The sequence below is a fragment of the Nocardia brasiliensis NBRC 14402 genome (genome assembly GCF_000308475.2).
GTDB classification, from domain to species: domain Bacteria; phylum Actinomycetota; class Actinomycetes; order Mycobacteriales; family Mycobacteriaceae; genus Nocardia; species Nocardia brasiliensis.
Genome location: NZ_BAFT02000062.1, coordinates 36,568 through 54,471 on the forward strand (window position 1 = coordinate 36,568; position 17,904 = coordinate 54,471).

A 17,904-nucleotide genomic window follows, 5' to 3' on the forward strand; every position below is an offset into this window, starting at 1 on the left:
TGCATGTGGAGATGTCGGTCAGTTCGGCGGCGTGACGAGTTCGTGGGCGCGGTAGTTCTTGGCGGGGATGGTGCGGGCGACCTTTTGGGGTGCGCCGCCGATGAGGGCGCGCCAGGGGAGGTAAGGGAGGAGGCGGACGTTGAGGTTGCGGAGGCGGATCAGCGAATTGGTGGGTGGCGCATACCATTTGCCGACGCCTTCGGCGAAGCGTTGACAGGCCTCGACCATCGGCCGCATCTCCTGGTGGTAGCGGGCGAAGGCAACGGTGTGGTCACCGCGGGCGGCGGCTAGTTCGCCGGCCAAGACGTAGGCGCCGACCAGTGACAGGTTCGCGCCCTGACCGGACAGCGGTGCGGCGCAGTACCCCGCGTCGCCGACCAGCGCCACCCGCCCCTTCGACCAGGCGTCCATCTTGATCTGCGCCATCGCGTCGAAATAGAAGTCGGTGGCGGCGTCGAGGTGGGCGAGCAGGCGCGGCACCGCCCAGCCCACCCCGGCGAAGGTCTCGGCGAGAATCCGCTTCTGCTGCGCGACATCTTGGTAGTCGTAGTCGAGCGGACCGGATTCGAACGCGAAAACCGCCTTCGCTTCGGTGTTTTCGCGAGCGCTGTAACTGCCCGCGATCTTGCCGGGGACGTTGTAGTCCTGTTCCCAGTGATCCAGCTCGAGTAGGTTCGGGGTGGTGAAGATGGCGATGTAATAGCCCATGTGCCGGAGGAATTCGCGCTCCGGCCCGAAGACCAGCGAGCGGGTGTTCGAGTGCACGCCGTCGGCGCCGATCACCAGATCGAAGGTGCGTGACTCGGCACGGGCGAACGTGACGTGCACGCCCTCGGCATCCTCGGTGAGCCCGGTGATGCTGTCCCCGAACAGGTATCCGACATCGTCGCGGGTCGCGTCGTAGAGCACCCGCGCCAGATCACCCCGCTGGATCTCGGTGTCGCCGTGCGCGCCGACCCCGTTGAACATCTCGCTGCTGATATCGGCGCGGGACCTGCCCGACGCGTCGACGTAGGAGGTGCCGCGTTTACCGGTGCTCGACTCGAGCACCTGGTCCAGCAGGCCCATTTTCCGCACCACGTCGGTGCCGGTACCGAGCACGTCGATGGCCTGACCGCCGGTGCGCAGGACGGGCGCGCGCTCGACGATGGTCGGCGCGAAACCGTAGCGGTTCAACCAGAAGGCCAGCGCGGGCCCGGCGATGCTCGCGCCGGAGATGAGGACGTTCCGGTTGCGCGGAGGCTGAGGATTACTCATGCGCAGAACTGTACATTTGTCTTAGGCAAACGCACAAGACGTATGCCTAAGGCGCCTGCGCTAACCTGACCAGCATGGGAAACCGCGAGGATCTACTGGCCGGCGCTCGCCGCTGCCTGCTCGACAAGGGCTACGCCCGCACCACCGTGCGCGATATCGCGACCGCCGCCGGCGGGGTGAGCATGGCCGCGATCGGCTACCACTTCGGTTCCAAAGAGGCCCTGCTGAACGAGGCCCTCGCCGAAGCCAACCGCGAGTGGGGCGTGGAACTCGAGCGCGCGCTCACCGAGGCACGCCGGCCGGACAGCGCACCGCTGGATCGATTCGCGTCGAGCTGGAGCGCGGTGATCGACTCGATCGGTACCCATCGCGGGCTCTGGGCGGCCACGTTCGACACCATCGCCCAGGCCGGACACGATCCGGCGACCAAGGACCAGCTCGCGGCCCGCATGGCCGAGGCCCGTGGCGGTCTCGCCTATCTCTTGGCCGATGCCGGCACCGAGGCTGACTCCGACGCAGCCGACCCGCGAAAAGCGCAGGCGCTCGGCGCTTTTTACCAGATCCTGCTGACCGGCCTGGCGGCCCAGTGTCTGATCGACCCCGAGCACGCGCCCTCCGGTGCCGACTTGGCCGCGGCGATCCGGGAGATCACCGAATGAGCCGCGAAAACCTCAGCTGCGCTGCCTGATCCGGCTTACCCGGACAGGACGCCCAGCGCTCCTTCGGCACTGCGAGCCGCTGTCAGGCACGCCGTCGTCGTGAACTGATCGGCCAGCGGATGCCGGGCGCGCGCCCGCCATTTGCGGACCGCGGCCATGGCTTGCGCGCGTTGCGTCGCGGGAGCGGCGTCGACCGGCAGCCCGAGCCGCAGGTGCGGCGCGACACCCGAGCCGCCGATGAGGCGGTGCAGTTCCGCGAGATCGGCGGGGGGTAAGGACAATTCGTCGGTCCGCAGCCGCCCGAGCAGCCGCAGCTCGGCGAACCCGTGCACGTCGGCGAGCAGTGTGCGCACGCGCGGCAGCAACGCGTCGGCCTCGCTGCCCGGGTAGGCGGTGAGCACCCGGGCAAGCGCGGTGAGCGCCGAGTGCGCCTTGAGTTGGTCGGCCCGCTGGCCGAATTGCACGTCGAGCACCGAGCGCAACTCGTCCACACCGCTGCGCGCGGTCAATTCCGTTGCCAGCGTGGCCGAATCGCGCACACCGAGCCGCACCAGGGTGACCGCCATCCGAATGCCGAACAGCCCGAACCGCTCCGCGAGCCGCGCTCGGACCTCGGGTAGCACCGGCAGCGCGATATCGGGCCGGGCGAAGCGGTCGGCGGACAGCAGGGCCGCGCTCAACTCCTCGACGGGCACACCCGCGAGCGCTTCGAACGCGGCGTACTCCTGTTGCCGCAGTGTCGCGGCCGCGAAGGCGAGCAGACCCGCGACCGGAATCACCGCCTGGCACAGGCCCGTACGCTCCAGCTCCCCCGCGAATCGGGTGGCGACATCGCGCGCCGAATGCAAGGCGTCGATCCGGCCCGCCCCGATTTCGTCGGCCCGGGAGACCACGCCGACCACGCCGAGCGGGCCCGGAACACCCGAGGCCGCACCGGTTCCGGCGCCGACCCGCTCCAGGAAGTGGACATCGGCCGCGTCGAGCCTGCGGAGCAGGTAGACCACCGCGTCGGCGCCGGGGATCGCCGGTCCCGCCGCGGCGTGCGCCGTTTCCGTACCGGGGGTGAGCAACCGAGCCGTGCGCTGCGAGACCTCCCGCGACAGCGACGAGGTGCCCGGGGTGTCGATGATCGTGGTGTGCGCCAGCGCCGCTGCGGGCCATTCGACCTCGAGATGGTCGACCTCGCGCGGCGCCGGCGCGTTCCAGCGCAACCGATCCAGGTCGAAGGTCAGCCCATGGGTGCCGCTGCCGCGGCGCACTACCACGTTGGCGCGCGCGCCGTCACCCGCGTGCGCCGTCACGCTCGGTGTGGACCCGTAGCGGTACCAGGTGACCACCCGGGTGCACTCTGTCGCGTCCGTCGGTGCGATGTCTTGCCCGACAAGCGAATTGAGCAGCGTGGATTTGCCTGCCTTCAACGATCCGGCCAGCGCGATACGCAACGGCTGGTCGAGCCGCCGCGCGCAGTCGGCGAGCAGGGCCCGCGGCCGCGGCTCGCTCGCGAGGGCCGCCCGTGCGGCGCCGACCAGACGATGCGCCTCGGCCACAATTCCCGGTGCCGCGCCGACCTCTCGTGTCACGAGGCAACCGTACCGACGGGCGCACCCGGCAGCGCGGCCTGCATCGCCTCCGCGTATCTGTTCAGTTCGGCGACCACTCGGAGCTGACGTTCCAGCACCGTGCAGCGTTCGGCCCGGCGGGTATTCGCCATGGTCGCGGCCTCCTGCGCGGCGCGCAGCGAATCGTCGATCGAGCGCAGGCTCCGGTCGGCGATGCCCGCGTAGTGGTCACGCAGTGCTCGGTGGATGCGGTGCAGACGGTCCTTGGACTCCTTGCCCGTCTGGAACGCGACATCGTCGACGAAGCGGCGCACGGCGGCTTTGGCCTCGTTGCGGCGGCGACCGAGCCGGGCCTGCTTGTCGTCCCGGAATGCCTTGCCGCCCACCACGAGTCCGGCGCCGATGGAGATCGGGTTCAACAGCGCGAGCCCGGCGAAGGTGCTGGCCAGGCCGACCATCAGCACGCCACCGTAGGACCCGCGCATGCCGACCAGCAGCTTGCTGCCGAAGCCGATATCGGGTTCCAGCTCCGCGAGGGTGCCCGCGCTCGCGTGCGCGCCCTCGGCGGCGTCCGAGTGCACCTGCGGGAGTTCGACCGTGCCGAGTTCGGTGAAGTGCTCGGCCACCCGTTTCGCGAGTTGCAGCGCCCGCGCGTGCGTCCAGAGCAGGTTGTCGCCAATCGCGGTATCGATGGTGCCGGTGAGATGTTCGGCGATCCGGTCCCAGTGCCGGCCCGGATCGTGCTCGTCGATCCACTCCTCGGTGGTTCTGGCGATGCCGCGCAACCGATCTCGCAGATCGTGGTCCACATCGCCGGCCAGGTCGGTGATCCCGTCGGCCAGCGTCTGCTGCCACGCGGCGGTGCGGCGCTGCAGTTCCTGCGCCGAGTTGCGCGCCGCCTGCAGTTCGCGCACCGCGGCGGCACCGCGCGCCGGATCGCGCACCGCGACCAGCTCACTGCCCAGCGCTAGGGCCAAATGCTCTGCCGCCGCGCGGATATCGCGCGCAACCGTGGCCCGGGTGGCGAGCTGGTCGCGCGCCACCACCTGCTCACGCAGGAACTGATAGAGCGGTCCGAAACCGGATTCGAGGCCGAGCTGCTGGTCCTGCAACCGCAGCGCGTGGCTGCGCAGCAGCGACGACACCGCGATCATCGGCACGTCCACGCCGGCCCTGGCCAGATGCCCGCGATCGGCCTCGTACACCTGTCTCCAGTGTGGATAGAGGTCGGTCTTGGTGACCAGCAGCGCCACCGTGGGGCACAGTTCGCGGACCTGCCGCAGAAAGGCGAGTTCCGGTTCGGTGAGTTCGGTGGACGCGTCGGAGAGCACCAGCACCGCGTCGGCGGCCGGCACCATGCCCAAGACACTTGCCGCGTAAGAACTTCCGTGCCCGCCCACGCCCGGCGTGTCGACCAGCACGATGCCGTCGGCCAGCAGTGGGTTGGGCACCTCGAGCTCCAACCGCAGGATGCGGCGTCCCTGCGCGAGCGGCGACCGCGCGGACAACCCGCCGATCTCGCCGATCGGCACCGCGACCCGGGTTTCCGGGCCGCCCGCGTCGCCGCCGGGGGCGGTGAGCACCAGCTCCGCCTTCGGTGCGGGACCGTGTGCGAGCACCGTGGTGAACGTGGTGGTCACGTCGTCGCCCACCGGGCAGATATCCAGGTTCAGCAGCGCGTTCACGAACCGGCTCTTGCCTTGGTCCAGCTGGCCGGCCACGATGATGCGCCGCCGCGGATCCCGGACCCGTTCGGCCGCCACCTCGAGCGTCCCCACCAGATCGGTGCGGCCCGCCGCCCGCGCCGCCGCGATGGTTTCGCCGAGTACCGCGAGCAGCGGTACCGCCGGTGGTGTGGCGTTCGGTGTTGGCGTCCCCATCGCGGACTGGACCTCTTTCGATTGGTGCGGAACGGTTTTCGGTGCGATCAGTGCAGCAGTGCGTCGCCGCCGAGATCCGCGCCCGCGGCGCCGGTCAGATCCGTGTTCGCGTGCGTATCGGCGAACAGTCCGGTGTCGCTGGAGCTGTCCAGTCCCGAACCGAACGCGCTCGACACATCCAGCGACGACCAGGTATTCGCCGTGGAGCCGACACTTCCATCGATCCCGGCCGCCGTGTCCACCGTGCCGTGCGCCGTCGAACCGACCGAACCACCGAGTCCCGCAGAAGAATCCACCGCACCCTGCGCGGTGCTGCCCAGCGAACCACCAAGATTCGTGCCCGCGTCCACAGTGCCGCCCAGCGAACCACCAAGATTCGTGCCGGCATCCACGGCACCGCCCAGCGAACCACCAAGATTCGTACCGGCATCCACCGCACCGCCCAGCGAGCCGCCAAGTCCCGCGGCGGAATCCACCGCCCCGCCAAGGCCGCCGGACAGTTCACCGCCGAGATCAGCAGCCGATCCGAGGCTCGTGGACAGCCCGGTCTCCAGACCGGTAGTCGCCTGCGCACCGGCGTCGAGCCCCGCGCCGAGACCGGTTTCGAGACCACTGCCCACCTGCGCGCCGGCATCGAACCCTGCGTCGAGACCAGTTTCGAGACCACTCCCGACCTGCGCGCCGACGCCGGCGGCACCGTCGAGGCCAGCGGCGAGACCGCCACCGAGTCCGGCACTCGCGTCCGCCGCCGCGCCGATGCTCGTGGCCAGTCCGGTGTCCAGGCCCGCACCGAGTTCGGCACCGGCGCCGAACGCACCGTCGAGGCCGGTGGACAGTCCGGTCTCCAGACCGGAACCCGCCTGCACCAAACCATCCACAGCCGTCCCCAGGCCGGCGCTCATCTGTGCAGCCGAATTCCCCACGCCGCCAAGGGCGGTGGATACATTGCCGGTCAGTCCGGTGGACAGGTCCGCCGCGGCGTCGACGGTACTGCCGAGCCCGGCTGACAGGTCGCCGGCCGCGCCGACCGCGCCGTTCAAGCCGGTCGACAGCCCCGTACCGAGATCCGCGCCCACGGTCGCGCCGAGGCCGGTCGCGGCGTTCACCGCGCCGCCGAGTCCGGCGGACAGATCGGTCGCGGTGTTCACCGCGCCCTGCAATCCGGCATTCAGATCCGCGCCGAGCTGGCTGCCCACACCTGTTTGCAACCCGGCCGCGGCGTCGAGCGCACCGCCGACGCCGGCGGACAGGCTCGTCTCCAGCCCGGTCCCGAGGTGCAACGCATTGTTCACCGCGCCTTGCAGTCCGGTGCCGAGGTCCGCGCCGACCTGCAGGCCCGCGCCGAGACCGGTGACCGCCTGCGCACCGGCGCCCAGGGCGCCGCCGAGGGCGCCGGTCAGGTCCGCGCCCACGTTCGCGGCCGTCTCCAGTCCGGTCTGCAGTCCGGCGCCGATATTCGCGCCGATCTGCAAACCGGTGTCGATCGCGGTGTGCAACCCGGCGTCGACATCGATGCCGGTGCCGACCTGCCCGCCGAGATCGAGGCCGAGGTCGGCGCCGACGTTCAGCCCCGCGTTGGCGGCCGCCGCAGCCCCGACTGCGCCCGCCGCGCCGAGCCCGGCGGCGACACCGGTCTGGGCGCCCGCGGCCACGATCGCGGACAGCTGGGAACCGCCGGCGACCAGCGCCGACTCGGCGACCATCGGGGCGACGGCGGCGATGTCTTCCGGTGTCACCGCAGGCAAACCCGCGGCCACCAGCGCCTCTGTCGGGTTGGCGCAGTAGCCGACCGCCGCCTCGTGATCGCGAAGCAAATTCAGGATGAACTCGAGAATCGCGTTGGGTGTCATCGGAAACATCTCCTGAGAGCTGGCGGACCTTCACGATCCGCGTCGTTGGAATGAATTTCACGCTAGGGGCGCAACTCGTTACGCGGAACGGGGCCGACCCCTACTGCTCCCCCACCGCGGCCGTTAGGGGCGGCCTCGGCATTAGGGGAATTTCCCCGCGAGTTCCCCCACGCAGGTAACGGCGGACCGCCAGCTACCGAAACAACTGATGCATCGGCGTGCCCGCACTGCCTTTCGCACCCGGACTACACAGCAGCGAGACCCGACCACAGAGTTTTCGAACGGGGTTCACGAATGACACAGCGTGTGGCGCTCGGCATCACTGTCGGAGCGTCGAATTCGGTCGCCGTGGCGGCAGCGGGGGAGGGCAGCGACAGCGTGTGCACGCGCCCCAGCGTGCTGCGACTGAGCGCCGGCGCACCGCCCGCCCTCGGCGCCACCGCGGCCGGCGAGGGACGGCACTCCCGCGAGGTCCTGCTCGAAGGGTTCCTGGCCCGGGTCGGCGATCCGGTCGACATGCTCGCCGAGGACGGCACCGCGCATTCGGCCGCCGACCTCGTCGCGGCCGCCGTGACGTGCCTGATGGACGAGATGGACGCCGGGTCGCGCCCGCCGGGCTCGACCGTGGCCTGCCACCCGGCGTGGTGGTCCGGGCACACCGTCGACATCCAGCGCGCCGCCTTCGATCGGGCCGGTCTGCGCGAGGTTACCCTGGTGCCGGAACCGCTCGCCGCGCTGCGCTGGCTCACCGCGACCCACGGTCCGCGCGCCGACGGCGCGGTGGTCGTGTACGACCTCGGCGCCACCGGCCTCACCGTCTCGGTGTTGCGCACCGGCGATCACGCCGGATTGCTCGGCGCACCGCTGCGGAGCACCGACATCGCCGGTGCGGAATTCGATCTGCTCACCATGCGCTACGTGCTGGCAAACGTTACGGACGCAAATGATTTGGATCCGTTCGACCCGGCGGTGGAACGCGAATTGGCGACATTGCGCGAACGCTGCCGGACGGCGAAAGAAGAGCTGTCGATAAATACCGCCACGGTGGTGCGGGTGCGGTTGAATCCGGCGGACGCGCACAGCAGCAATGTGCGGCTGGTCCGCGGCGAGCTGGAGGATCTGCTCCGCGCGCCGCTGCTGCGCTCGACCGATCTGGTCCGCGACGCGGTGCACCGGGCCGGGCTGGCGATCGGCGATATCGGCGGTGTGCTGCTCACCGGTGGGGGCGGTGCGATACCGCTGGTCGCAGAACTGATCTCGTCCGAGTTCGGGCTCCCGGTGCTGGCCGCGCCCGCGCCGGCGCAGACCAGCGCACGCGGTGCCGCACTGCTGGCCGCGGACCTGGCGGACGCCGCGACCCGGGTGCCCGCCGCACCTCCCGCCTCGATCGGCTCGAGTACCGAAGAGCTGCCCACGGTGGCACTTTCGGCCACGCCCGCGGTTGCCGCTGCCTCGGCGACACCGTCCCTGCCGACAGCGGCCGCCGCTGCGCGCGGCGGCAAGCGACGGCTCGCCGTCGTCGCGGGCGCGGTCGTCGTACTCGGCCTGCTCGCCACCGGCACCGTCGCGATCGGCACCGGTATTCAGTCGAATCCGGGTTCCACGAACACCTCGACGCCCGCACGCGCCGGCGAGATCGCCGCCACGGTCGGCGCCCCGCCGGGCGACGCCACAGATCCGAATGCGCCGGTCGCCGTGGCGGATCCGGCGTCCCCGACCGCGAATCGCCCGAAAACCGAGGCGGGGCAGCCCGGCACACCGGCGGCGACCACCGTCGCCGTGGTGAACAGCCAGCCCGCCGCCGGCCAGCCCGCCGCGCCGCCCGCGGAACCCGGTGCGGCACAACCGGCCCCGCAACCTCAGCCGGCCCCTGCTCCGGCGCCGGGTCCCGGCCCGCAGCCGCAGCCGCCGACGGCGCCCACCGTGCCGAGCCTGCCGACCGGCGTTCTGAACGACACCGTCGATCAGGTCGGCGGCACGGTCGGCACCGTCCTGCGTGCGCCCGGCCAGATCCTCGGAGGAAACGGTGGCTGATATCGCCTTCGACACCCTGCCCTCGGCGCGGGAGATCCTGCGGGAGCTCGAGACCGCCGATCGGGAGCCGATCGTCTATCTCATCCGCGGCCGTTCGCAGACCGGTAAGTCGACCCTGCTCAACGAGATTCGCACCAGGCTGCGGGCCCGCGGCATCCCGCTACAGGACGCGCTGGTCGCCGAGACCGCGGACGCGACACCCGTCGCGGGCAACGGTTTCAGCACCCGCACGGCCTCGACGCCCCGCCCGGCACTGGTCATCGACAACGCGCACACGCTGAGCCGGTCCGATCTCGACTTCCTCTGCACCGCCATCGAATCCGGAACCCGCACGGTGGTGCTGGCCACCCAGCAGCGGCCGCACGATCCGCGCCTGCGCGTCCTGGCCGACACCGTCGCCCGGCGCGGCCGGGTCGTCGAGCTGCGCGCGCTCGGCGTCACCGATATCGCGCCGTTCGCCCGGGAACTCGGCATGATGGTGCCGCGCCAGGTGGCTCAGCACATCCACCGCCAGACCGACGGCATCCGCGGTGGCGTCGTCGCCGCGCTGAGCGCCGCCTGCTCGGCCCGCTTGGACGCGGGCATCGGCGCGGTGGACGCCGCCGTCGCCGCGTGGGCCCGTGCCCTGCTGGACAACCTGGAGCCGGATCTGCTGGAGACCCTCGTGGTCGCCACCACGGGCACCGGCTTGGACGCCAGCGAGCTCACCGAGGTGCTGGGCGTGGAACCCGTTGCCGCGCAGCACCTCATCGATCGAGCCCGGGCCAGCGCCCTGGTCACCGACGCGGATCTGCTGCTCACGCCCGCGGTCGGACCGCTGCGCACCCTGCTCGGCGATCGCCGGTTCGTCGGCGTGCAGCGCAAACTGCTCGGCGCGCGGTTGGACGCGGGCCTGCTGCGCGACCACACCGCGCTGCTGCTGGCCGAATCGGGCGTGCGCGACCCGCGCCTGGCCGAATTCCTCACCACGGCAGCGGAAAAGGCGGGCCGGGAGGCGGTGCGCTATTACGCGGCGGCCGCGGCGACCGGTGCCGACCCGGACCGTATTGCGCTGCGCTGGGCCGAGGCCGCGGGGCGCAACGGCGACGGCGAGACCGCCATGCGCCTGGCCGAACCGGTGCTCGCCCGCCCCGGCGTATCGGGCGCGGAACTCGCCGACGCGGTGCGGATCTGCGCCGCCGTGCTGACCCGGCGGGGACTGGTCGCCCGTGCGGCACAACTGTATTCGTGGCTCGGCGCGCAGCGGGTCGGCGCGGACTGGGCGGTCGGCGCCACTGTGCTCGCGCTCGCGGGCGACGTGGCCGGCGCGGCGGAGATGTCCGCCTCGGCGACCCAGTGGCCGCCGACCGAGGCCACCGCGCACGCCCGCTTGATCGCGGGCGCGCTCGCGGACACCTTGACCGGGCACGAAACCCCGGACGTAGCACCGCGATCCGCGAATCGCTCCGCCGCGGCGGTCTCCGCGCTCGTGCAGGCCGCGCACGCGGACTCCGGTGTCGACCGCTTCCTCCCGTGCACCGCGGTATCCATCGCGACGCTGCTGTGCCTCGGCACCGGGGAACCGCGCCGGGCCGGTGACGCACTGCGCCGCGCCACGGCCAGCGGCCTGCGCTGCCATCAACTGCAGGTGCTCGCCGCTTGGACGGCGATGCTGGGCGGCGACGAACGCGCCGCGGCCGCCACCGTCGCCACGCTCGAACACGATTCGCTCGACCCGCGCGACCGGCTGCTCGCGCACGGTGTCGCCGTCGGCCTGGCCCGGCGCACCGGCGACCACGTCGCGCTGGCCCGGGCCTGGCAGTCCGCGCATCCGATGTTCGACGACGTCGAGACCGACCTGCTCACCCTGCTGCCGATCGGTGAGCTGTGGCTGGCGGGCATCCGGTTACGCGACGAACGCCGGATCGCGCCGCTGGTCGACGCCGCGCTCGCGCTGCTGCGCCGGGTGGCCGAACCTCCGGCCTGGGCGAACGCCTTCCACTGGTACGGGGTGCAGGCCGCGATCCTGCATGAGAGCCCGCAGGAACTGCTGCCGCACGCCAAGGCGTTGAAGGCGGCCGCCGAGGCGGGCGACCGGCACGCCGCGATCCTCGCCGATGCGGGCCGCACCTGGGTGCTCGTGCTGCGCGGACAGGTCTCGGCGGCGCCGGTGGCGACGGCCGTGGCCGGGCTGAGCGAGATCGGCATGACCTGGGACGCCGCCCGCCTCGCCAGCGAGGCCGCACTCGGCGCCGCCGATTCGGCCACCGCCACCGCGCTGCTCAAACTGGCCCGTACGGTCCGCGCCGACGCGAAGCCGCAGGAACCGAGCGTCGCGCCGGCGCAACCCGTGGTGCGGGAGGGCACGCCGCCTGTCCCCGATCCGGCGGTCGGGGAGCCGGCCGCGATCCTCAGTGAGCGCGAACGCGAAGTCGCCGAACTGGTGTTACTCGGCCTCACCTACCGCGAGATCGGCGCACGTCTGTACATTTCTGCCAAGACCGTGGAGCATCATGTCGCCCGTATTCGACGCCGGATCGGTGCGCGGTCCCGATCGGAGCTATTGTCGATGCTCCGTGCCATGGGACACGGCTCACTGCTGGTGTGATCCAGCACTGGTGCACAGAGTGCGGATTCGTCAGCCGGATGCCGAAGCGAGGTACTGAGGATGGCCACAGGGGTGGGCCTGCGCATCGCCGAGGACGAGTGCACGGCGGCGATCGTCACCGACAGCGGCGATGAGCCGCTGCTCATCGTCCGCGAGTCGGTGCTGTACATGTCCGACGACGGCGACGCCGCACTCGGCGAAGCGCCGCCGGACGGGAACGCCCACGCGATCACGGGCTTCGTGCGCGCCGTCGGCGATCCGGCCGGTCTCGCGGTCGACGACGGTGAGGCCTACCGGGCCGAAGACCTCGTCGCGACCGCGTTGTTCTGCCTGATCAACCTCACGGCCGAATATCTCAACGGCGCCGCCGAGTTCTACGCCACGCATCCGGGCGACTGGCCCCGCGAATACATCCAGGCACTGCGGGACGCGCTGGACTACCTGGGACTGCGTTCGGTGCTGCTGGTCAGCGAGGCCGAGCTGCCGAGCGCGGGGATCGCGGAGCCGGGCGGCACGTACGCCTACGACGCGGCCCGCGCCGCGCTGGCCGCGGTGTTGTCCACGCCCGCGGGCAGCACGCCGCCCGATCCGACGCACGCCGAGAACTCGACGGTGGACACCGTGATCATTCCGGCGGTGCCCGCGTCCGAGGCGCAGCCGCAGGCGTATTCGGCGGCCATCCCGCTGGCCGAGCCGCTGCCGACGACCGAGGCCGCGGAGCCGGAACAGCAAACCGAGCCCAAGCAGCCGGAGCCGAAGAAGGACCGCAAGCAGCTGCCGCTGCTGATCGGGGCCGCGGCGCTGATCGGGCTCGTGCTCGGCGGCTTCGCGGTGGCCGTGCTGTTCCGCGAGGAGAGCGACACTCCGGTGCCGCCGCTGCGCGACGCCAAATCCGATCAGGTGACGGTGAGCCCGACCCCGGCCGCGCCGCCGGTCAACTTCCCGACCGTGCCGTCCACCCCGCCGACCACCGAGCCGCCGGTGACCACCACCGCGACCACACCGCCGGAAACGAGCGAGCCGCCGCCTCCGCCACCCCCGCCGCCGACCACCGAACCGCCGACGACCACGCCGACGCCGACGACGCGCCCGAAGCCGTCGAAGTCCTCGCCGTTCCAGCCGTTGCCGGAGATCCCGTCCATCCCTGGCCTGCAGATACCGGGCAGTCGGTGATTAGTAGAGCCCTTCCCCGGTTTGTGCCTTAAAGTGATGCGCTGACCGGTGTTGTCGGATGAATTCCCGGCGCTCGGTCTGTTGCTGGAGGACGACTGTGAGCCAACGGATTCCAGGCCCGTTGCCGCGGATTTAGCTGGCACTTGCGTGCCACGAAGGGATTTCATGCGCAAGTTGGTGGCGCGCCGCGCCGCGGTCAAAGCTGTCGCTATCGCTTCGACCGTTTTCCTCGCTCCCTTGCTCGGCACGACCACCGCCGCGGCGGCGCCGGCGACCCCCGCGCAGCTCACCGCCGATACGCTGCCGCCCGAACTGGCGCAGGCCATCGCGCGCGACCTGAAGATGACGCCGACCGAATACCTGGACCGGGCCGCCCGCGCACAGCAGTTGCGCGATTACGCCCGCGACTTCCGCTCCGAGCGTCCCGAGGCGTTCGCGGGCGCGTGGATCGGCACCGACGGCAAGCCCATCGTCGCGGTCACCTCGCTCGACGCTGCCAAGATCGCCTCCGCCGACGGCTACCAGACCAGGCTCGCCCCCGTCTCCGCGGACGGACTGGAGGGCTCGCTGATGCAGCTGAACCAGTGGATCACCAGCCTGCCCCGGGAGATCTCGACCGCGATCAACTCGGTCGCCATCGACTTCCTCAACAGCCAGCTGGTGCTCAGCGTCGCCAACACCCCCGCGGGCCACCTGCTGAACCTGCCGACCCTGATCGCCAACGTCAAGGTCATCCTCTCCCCCGGCAGCGGCGGCGCGGTGGAGCGGCGGCCAATGGGTGGCGACACCTACATCAGCGCCCCGATCCCGCTCAGTGACGCCTCGCTGAAGGGCGTCGACGTCTGCTCGTTCGGCTTCAACAGCGTCGACGCGGCCGGCAACGCGCTGAACATCAGTGCGGGACACTGCGATCCGAACGTCGGCAAGGACAGCCAAGCGGCCACCGTCTACTTCCCCAACGTCAAGGACATCCCGGCCAGCCCCGAGCTCGGCACGTTCGTCCAGGCGAAGCTGGGCGGGCAGAGCGCACTGGACTACTCGGTGATCAAGCTGAACGAGCGCGCCGTCCGCGCCGGCATGGACCAGCCGACCGTGCGCGGCGCCAACGGCACCACGCTGTCGATCACCGGCACCGCCGATCCGATCACCGGCGCGCCGGTGTGCAAGACCGGGCAGTCCTCCACCTTCACCTGTGGCTTCGTGGTGGCCGACCGGGTCGAGACCCAGCTCTACACCGCGGAGGGCGAGAGCAAGGTCGTGCGCGGCTTCGCCAGCTCGGCCTGCACCCTCGGCGGGGACAGCGGCGGCGCGATCGTGTCCGGCACGCTCGCCCTCGGCATCACCAGCGGCTCCAACGCGGCCGAGGCCCCCGATTGCAACGAGGCCAATATCGCGCTGGCGCAGTACGGCGGCACCGCCAGCCTCGGCATTCCGATCCGGCCGATCCTGGCCGATATCGACGCCTCGTCCGGCGGCGGCGTCGGCAGCGGCATCTCGGTGCGAACCCGAGGCTCGGTATAAGTAGGCATAGCGGGCTCGAGCCCATATAGTCTGGGCATGCTCCTGCCACGTATAGGTCCTCTCCGATCAGCTGCGCGACAGACCCGGGTCCGAAAATCAGTGATCGCCGCTTCGGCGGCGATACTGCTGTTCGGACCGACGGCAGTAGCGTCTGCACAACCCGATCCCGCGCCGAATCTGCCCGCAGAGCTCGTCAGCGCGATCGCGCGTGATCTGAAGATCTCGCCGGAGGAGTACCTGCACCGCGCCGACGTGGCCCAGCAGGTCGCCGCGTTCGCCACCACCGCCCAGCGGCAGTACCCCGCCGTGTTCGGCGGCTCGTGGCTCGACGAGGGCGGCAAGGCGGTCGTGGCACTGGCGCAGGGGCCGGGTGCCGACGAAGCCCGAAAGGCCGCGGAGTCAGCCGGTTTCGAGGTGCGCAACGTGGCCAAGAGCGAGACCGCGCTGCGTGGTGAGAAGAGCGCGTTCGAGCGGTGGCTGGAGGGCCAGCCCGAGGCGGTCTCCTCGCTGGTGCGCGGCGTCGTGGTGGACACGATCAACAACAGCATCGCGGTGCGCGTCGACAAGATCGGCCTGCCGATGCCGAACTTCATCGACCCGGCCCGGGTCATCGTGATGGCCCCGCCGGTGGCCGGTGAGCAGGCGACGCTGCCGCAGGCGAGCGAAATCGCCGGTGCCGGAACCGGTGTGCTGGCCGGCGGCGACGGCTACGCCTCGGTCGCGGGCCGCACCTCGCTGCGCTGCTCGCTCGGCTTCAACGGCACCGACCGCAACGGCAACATCGTGAATGTCACTGCGGGCCACTGCAACCCGGATCTGCCGTCGGCGGGCAACGACAACGCCGCGCGGATCCACGAGCTCAACGGCGACCGGCTCGGCACCGAGCTCGGCCGGTTCCAGAAGTCGGTGCTCGGCGAGCAGGACTACTCGATCGTGCGGATCGCCGATCAGTCCCGGGATCGCTTCAGCAACAACGAGGTCCGGGTGCCCGGCGCCGCGTCCATCCGGATCGAAGGCGTCGCCACCCCGGTCGTCGGCGCGCCGGTCTGCAAGTCCGGTTCGCGGACCGGCTTCAGCTGTGGCGTGGTGAACGCGGTCGACCAGACCGTGCAGGTGGGCGAGCGCGAGCTGACCCAGGCGTTCTCGGCCAACATCTGCGCGCTGCCCGGCGACAGCGGCGGCCCGATCGTGACCGGCCGTCTGGCGCTCGGCATCTCCAGCGCGTCGTCGGTGGCCGACTACCCGATCTGCGAGATCCCCAACCTGATCGGCGCCCTCACCGGCAACGCACCGCAGCTGTTCGCGCAGCCGGTGCACGTGGTGCTCTCGGACAACCCCGGTCTGAAGCTGCGCACCAACTAGCTTCCCCCGACGGAAAGGCCGGCCGCGTGCGCGCGGGCGGCCTTTTCGCTGTCTCGGGCACCTTTCCACTGGCCTTGCGGGCCCGTTCCGGCGGCGAATGCGGTGCTGCGTCCGGCACCGTTGCGGCATCCTGGACTGCATGTGTTTGGTGTTGATCGGCTGGCGCGCCCATCCGGAGTATCGGTTGATCGTCGCGGCCAACCGGGACGAGTTCTATACCCGGCCGACCGAGTCCATGCGCTGGTGGCCGGAGCTGCCCGGCCTGCTCGCGGGCCGTGACCTCGGCGCGAAGAACAAGTCCGCGGGCGATCCGCCCGGCACCTGGCTCGGCGCGGCCGCGCCGGATCAGCAGGAGCCGCTGCGACCCAGCCGATTCGCGACCGTGACCAATGTGCGCAACCCGAGAGACGAGCGCACCGACGCGCGTTCGCGCGGCGCGCTGCTGATGGATTTCCTGCGGGGCTCGTCGCAGCGGCGGTCCGGCGCCGACTTCCCCGGCCCGGAGAAGTACGTCCTCGACGTCGCGGCCGCGCCCGACGACTACAACGGCTACAACCTGGTGGTGTCGGACCTGGACGCGCTGTGGTGGCATTCGAACCGCAGCGCGGCGCCGCCGCAGGAACTCACGCCCGGCTTCCACGGCCTCTCCAACGCCCCGTTCGTCAGCTCGGTAGGGCCGAACCCACAGGACACGGATTTGACCGCCCCACAGCCCATCTGGCCCAAGGTACGCAGTGGCGTAGCCGACCTGCGGGCCGTGGTGGCGTCCGAGCCGGGCGCGGTGGCGCGCTATTTCGAGGTGCTCGCGGACCGCACCCGCGCCGCGGACGCGGACCTGCCGGACACCGGCGTACCGAAGCGGATGGAGCGCAGGCTGTCGTCCCGGTTCATCGCCGACGGCGTGCACGGCACCCGCGCGAGCACGGTGCTGCTGGTGCGGGAGGACGGCTCGTTCGAGATGGCGGAGCGGACCTTCGGGCGGTTCGGGCGACCGAAGGGCACGGTGTCGATGCGCGGCACGCTGGAAATGCCCGCCTGAAACGACGACTCGGCCCGCCCTCCGAAGAGAGCGGGCCGAGTCGATGGAACCGAAAGAACTTACTTCACCGGCTGCGGCTTGTCCGCCCACTGGGTGGTGCCGTCCGGCGCCTGAATGGTGTTGATCAGCTCGAGGCCGGCGGCGACCAGCGCCGGGCCACCGACGATGATGGTGCCCAGGATGCCGCCGATACCGGCGCCCACCGGGATGCCGAGCAGGCCGCCGACACCGAAGATCGGCAGGCCGAGGAAGAAGCCGACGACAGCGCCGATCGCGGTGCCGATGAAGCCACCGATCGCGGTCGCGATACCGAACTTGCTGGCGAACTCGTTCTGCGCCCGCTGGTTCTCGATCGGCGAGGCGATGTCCTGCGCCACGGACGGACGCGCGGCCACCGGCTTGCCGGTGACGACGAGGCCCTCGGGCTTCTGCGGGGTGATCTCGAGGACGGTGCCGTCCTTCTTCACCTCGGTCTTGACCGGGACGAGGGTGCCGTCGACGTCGACCTCGAGCGGGAACGAAACAAGGGTGTTGCCCTGACCGTCACGCACGTTGGCAACACTGAGCTTGGGATCTTCGGCGGTCGCTCCGTCCTGCTCGGTAACCGAGAAGGTGCCCCCCTTGAGCGACGCGACAACCGTCTTGTCGACCAGCTTGACGGAGTAGTTGATGCCGGAGTCTGCCGGTGCGGCGACAGGCTCGGCATGCGCGGTCCCGAGACCGATGGTCATCGCGCCGATGACCAACGCGGCACCCGCGGTGGTTCTGCGGAGGTTCATTCAGTTTCCAATCCATCATCAGGTCGTCTACCGGCCGATCTGCGTCACGCGAGAGCTCTTCATCAAATCCGGGCGGTCGCCCCGGATCCTCCCCGAGCAGTGCGGAGACGGGCACAGCAGACAGAACGTCGTGAGCGTAATCGAACGGCCGCTCAGATGCGAGATGCATTACGCGCCTTGCGGACTAAGCCTGACCTTAGCGAC

The 17,904-nt window shown here is 70.9% G+C and carries 12 protein-coding genes; 7 read left to right on the forward strand and 5 right to left on the reverse strand.

Annotated elements, in window-relative coordinates; genetic code table 11:
• Nucleotides 1-18: 18 nt before the first annotated feature.
• On the reverse strand, nucleotides 19-1,257 hold the full coding sequence (locus TY25_RS20675) for an FAD-dependent monooxygenase (protein ID WP_042258535.1): 1,239 nt from the start codon (nucleotides 1,255-1,257) through the stop codon (nucleotides 19-21).
• A 74-nt stretch (nucleotides 1,258-1,331) separates the two neighbouring features.
• On the opposite strand from TY25_RS20675, the gene TY25_RS20680 reads away from it, so the two are divergent.
• Nucleotides 1,332-1,916 (forward strand): TetR/AcrR family transcriptional regulator, encoded by a 585-nt coding sequence (locus TY25_RS20680; protein WP_042258537.1) that lies wholly within the window; start codon nucleotides 1,332-1,334, stop codon nucleotides 1,914-1,916.
• Nucleotides 1,917-1,951: 35 nt separating this feature from the next.
• Here the strand turns inward: TY25_RS20680 and TY25_RS20685 are convergent, their stop codons facing one another.
• From TY25_RS20685 to TY25_RS40660, 3 genes are read right to left on the reverse strand one after another with little or no spacing between them, the layout of a single operon-like run.
• On the reverse strand, nucleotides 1,952-3,496 hold the full coding sequence (locus TY25_RS20685) for a dynamin family protein (protein WP_042258539.1): 1,545 nt from the start codon (nucleotides 3,494-3,496) through the stop codon (nucleotides 1,952-1,954).
• Entirely contained in the window at nucleotides 3,493-5,355 is a 1,863-nt protein-coding gene (locus TY25_RS20690; protein WP_042258540.1) for a dynamin family protein, read from the reverse strand. The genes TY25_RS20685 and TY25_RS20690 overlap by 4 nt, the downstream gene beginning before the upstream one ends.
• A 47-nt stretch (nucleotides 5,356-5,402) precedes the next feature.
• On the reverse strand, nucleotides 5,403-7,205 hold the full coding sequence (locus tag TY25_RS40660) for an IniB N-terminal domain-containing protein (RefSeq protein ID WP_146154122.1): 1,803 nt from the start codon (nucleotides 7,203-7,205) through the stop codon (nucleotides 5,403-5,405).
• A gap of 294 nt (nucleotides 7,206-7,499) precedes the next feature.
• On the opposite strand from TY25_RS40660, the gene TY25_RS20700 reads away from it, so the two are divergent.
• The 6 genes from TY25_RS20700 to TY25_RS20725 all read left to right on the forward strand — a co-directional run bounded on the left by TY25_RS20700 (nucleotide 7,500) and on the right by TY25_RS20725 (nucleotide 16,921).
• Nucleotides 7,500-9,239 carry an Hsp70 family protein gene (locus TY25_RS20700; protein ID WP_042258542.1) on the forward strand — a complete coding sequence of 580 codons (1,740 nt, stop codon included), beginning with the start codon at nucleotides 7,500-7,502 and terminating at the stop codon, nucleotides 9,237-9,239.
• Nucleotides 9,232-11,826, forward strand: a complete 2,595-nt coding sequence (locus TY25_RS20705) for a LuxR C-terminal-related transcriptional regulator (protein ID WP_042258783.1) — start codon at nucleotides 9,232-9,234, stop codon at nucleotides 11,824-11,826. Before TY25_RS20700 ends, TY25_RS20705 begins: the two co-directional genes overlap by 8 nt.
• A gap of 60 nt (nucleotides 11,827-11,886) precedes the next feature.
• Nucleotides 11,887-12,999: a hypothetical protein gene (locus TY25_RS20710; RefSeq protein WP_042258543.1), complete on the forward strand. Its 1,113-nt coding sequence runs from the start codon at nucleotides 11,887-11,889 to the stop codon at nucleotides 12,997-12,999.
• 165 nt (nucleotides 13,000-13,164) lie between these two features.
• Nucleotides 13,165-14,520, forward strand: a complete 1,356-nt coding sequence (locus TY25_RS20715; protein WP_042258545.1) for a S1 family peptidase — start codon at nucleotides 13,165-13,167, stop codon at nucleotides 14,518-14,520.
• 99 nt (nucleotides 14,521-14,619) lie between these two features.
• Nucleotides 14,620-15,882 (forward strand): S1 family peptidase, encoded by a 1,263-nt coding sequence (locus tag TY25_RS20720; RefSeq protein ID WP_081868995.1) that lies wholly within the window; start codon nucleotides 14,620-14,622, stop codon nucleotides 15,880-15,882.
• 139 nt (nucleotides 15,883-16,021) lie between these two features.
• Nucleotides 16,022-16,921, forward strand: a complete 900-nt coding sequence (locus TY25_RS20725) for an NRDE family protein (protein ID WP_042258547.1) — start codon at nucleotides 16,022-16,024, stop codon at nucleotides 16,919-16,921.
• 59 nt (nucleotides 16,922-16,980) lie between these two features.
• Here the strand turns inward: TY25_RS20725 and TY25_RS20730 are convergent, their stop codons facing one another.
• Nucleotides 16,981-17,700, reverse strand: coding sequence for a DUF8020 domain-containing protein (locus TY25_RS20730; protein ID WP_042258549.1), 720 nt, complete (start codon nucleotides 17,698-17,700; stop codon nucleotides 16,981-16,983).
• Between the last annotated feature and the right edge of the window lie 204 nt (nucleotides 17,701-17,904).

Coding starts and splice junctions, on each gene's coding strand:
- TY25_RS20675 (WP_042258535.1), bottom strand. CDS start 1,257: ATGAGTAATCCTCAGCCTCCGCGCAACCGGAACGTCCTCATCTCCGGC.
- TY25_RS20680 (WP_042258537.1), top strand. CDS start 1,332: ATGGGAAACCGCGAGGATCTACTGGCCGGCGCTCGCCGCTGCCTGCTC.
- TY25_RS20690 (WP_042258540.1), bottom strand. CDS start 5,355: ATGGGGACGCCAACACCGAACGCCACACCACCGGCGGTACCGCTGCTC.
- TY25_RS40660 (WP_146154122.1), bottom strand. CDS start 7,205: ATGACACCCAACGCGATTCTCGAGTTCATCCTGAATTTGCTTCGCGAT.
- TY25_RS20700 (WP_042258542.1), top strand. CDS start 7,500: ATGACACAGCGTGTGGCGCTCGGCATCACTGTCGGAGCGTCGAATTCG.
- TY25_RS20710 (WP_042258543.1), top strand. CDS start 11,887: ATGGCCACAGGGGTGGGCCTGCGCATCGCCGAGGACGAGTGCACGGCG.
- TY25_RS20715 (WP_042258545.1), top strand. CDS start 13,165: ATGCGCAAGTTGGTGGCGCGCCGCGCCGCGGTCAAAGCTGTCGCTATC.
- TY25_RS20725 (WP_042258547.1), top strand. CDS start 16,022: ATGTGTTTGGTGTTGATCGGCTGGCGCGCCCATCCGGAGTATCGGTTG.
- TY25_RS20730 (WP_042258549.1), bottom strand. CDS start 17,700: ATGAACCTCCGCAGAACCACCGCGGGTGCCGCGTTGGTCATCGGCGCG.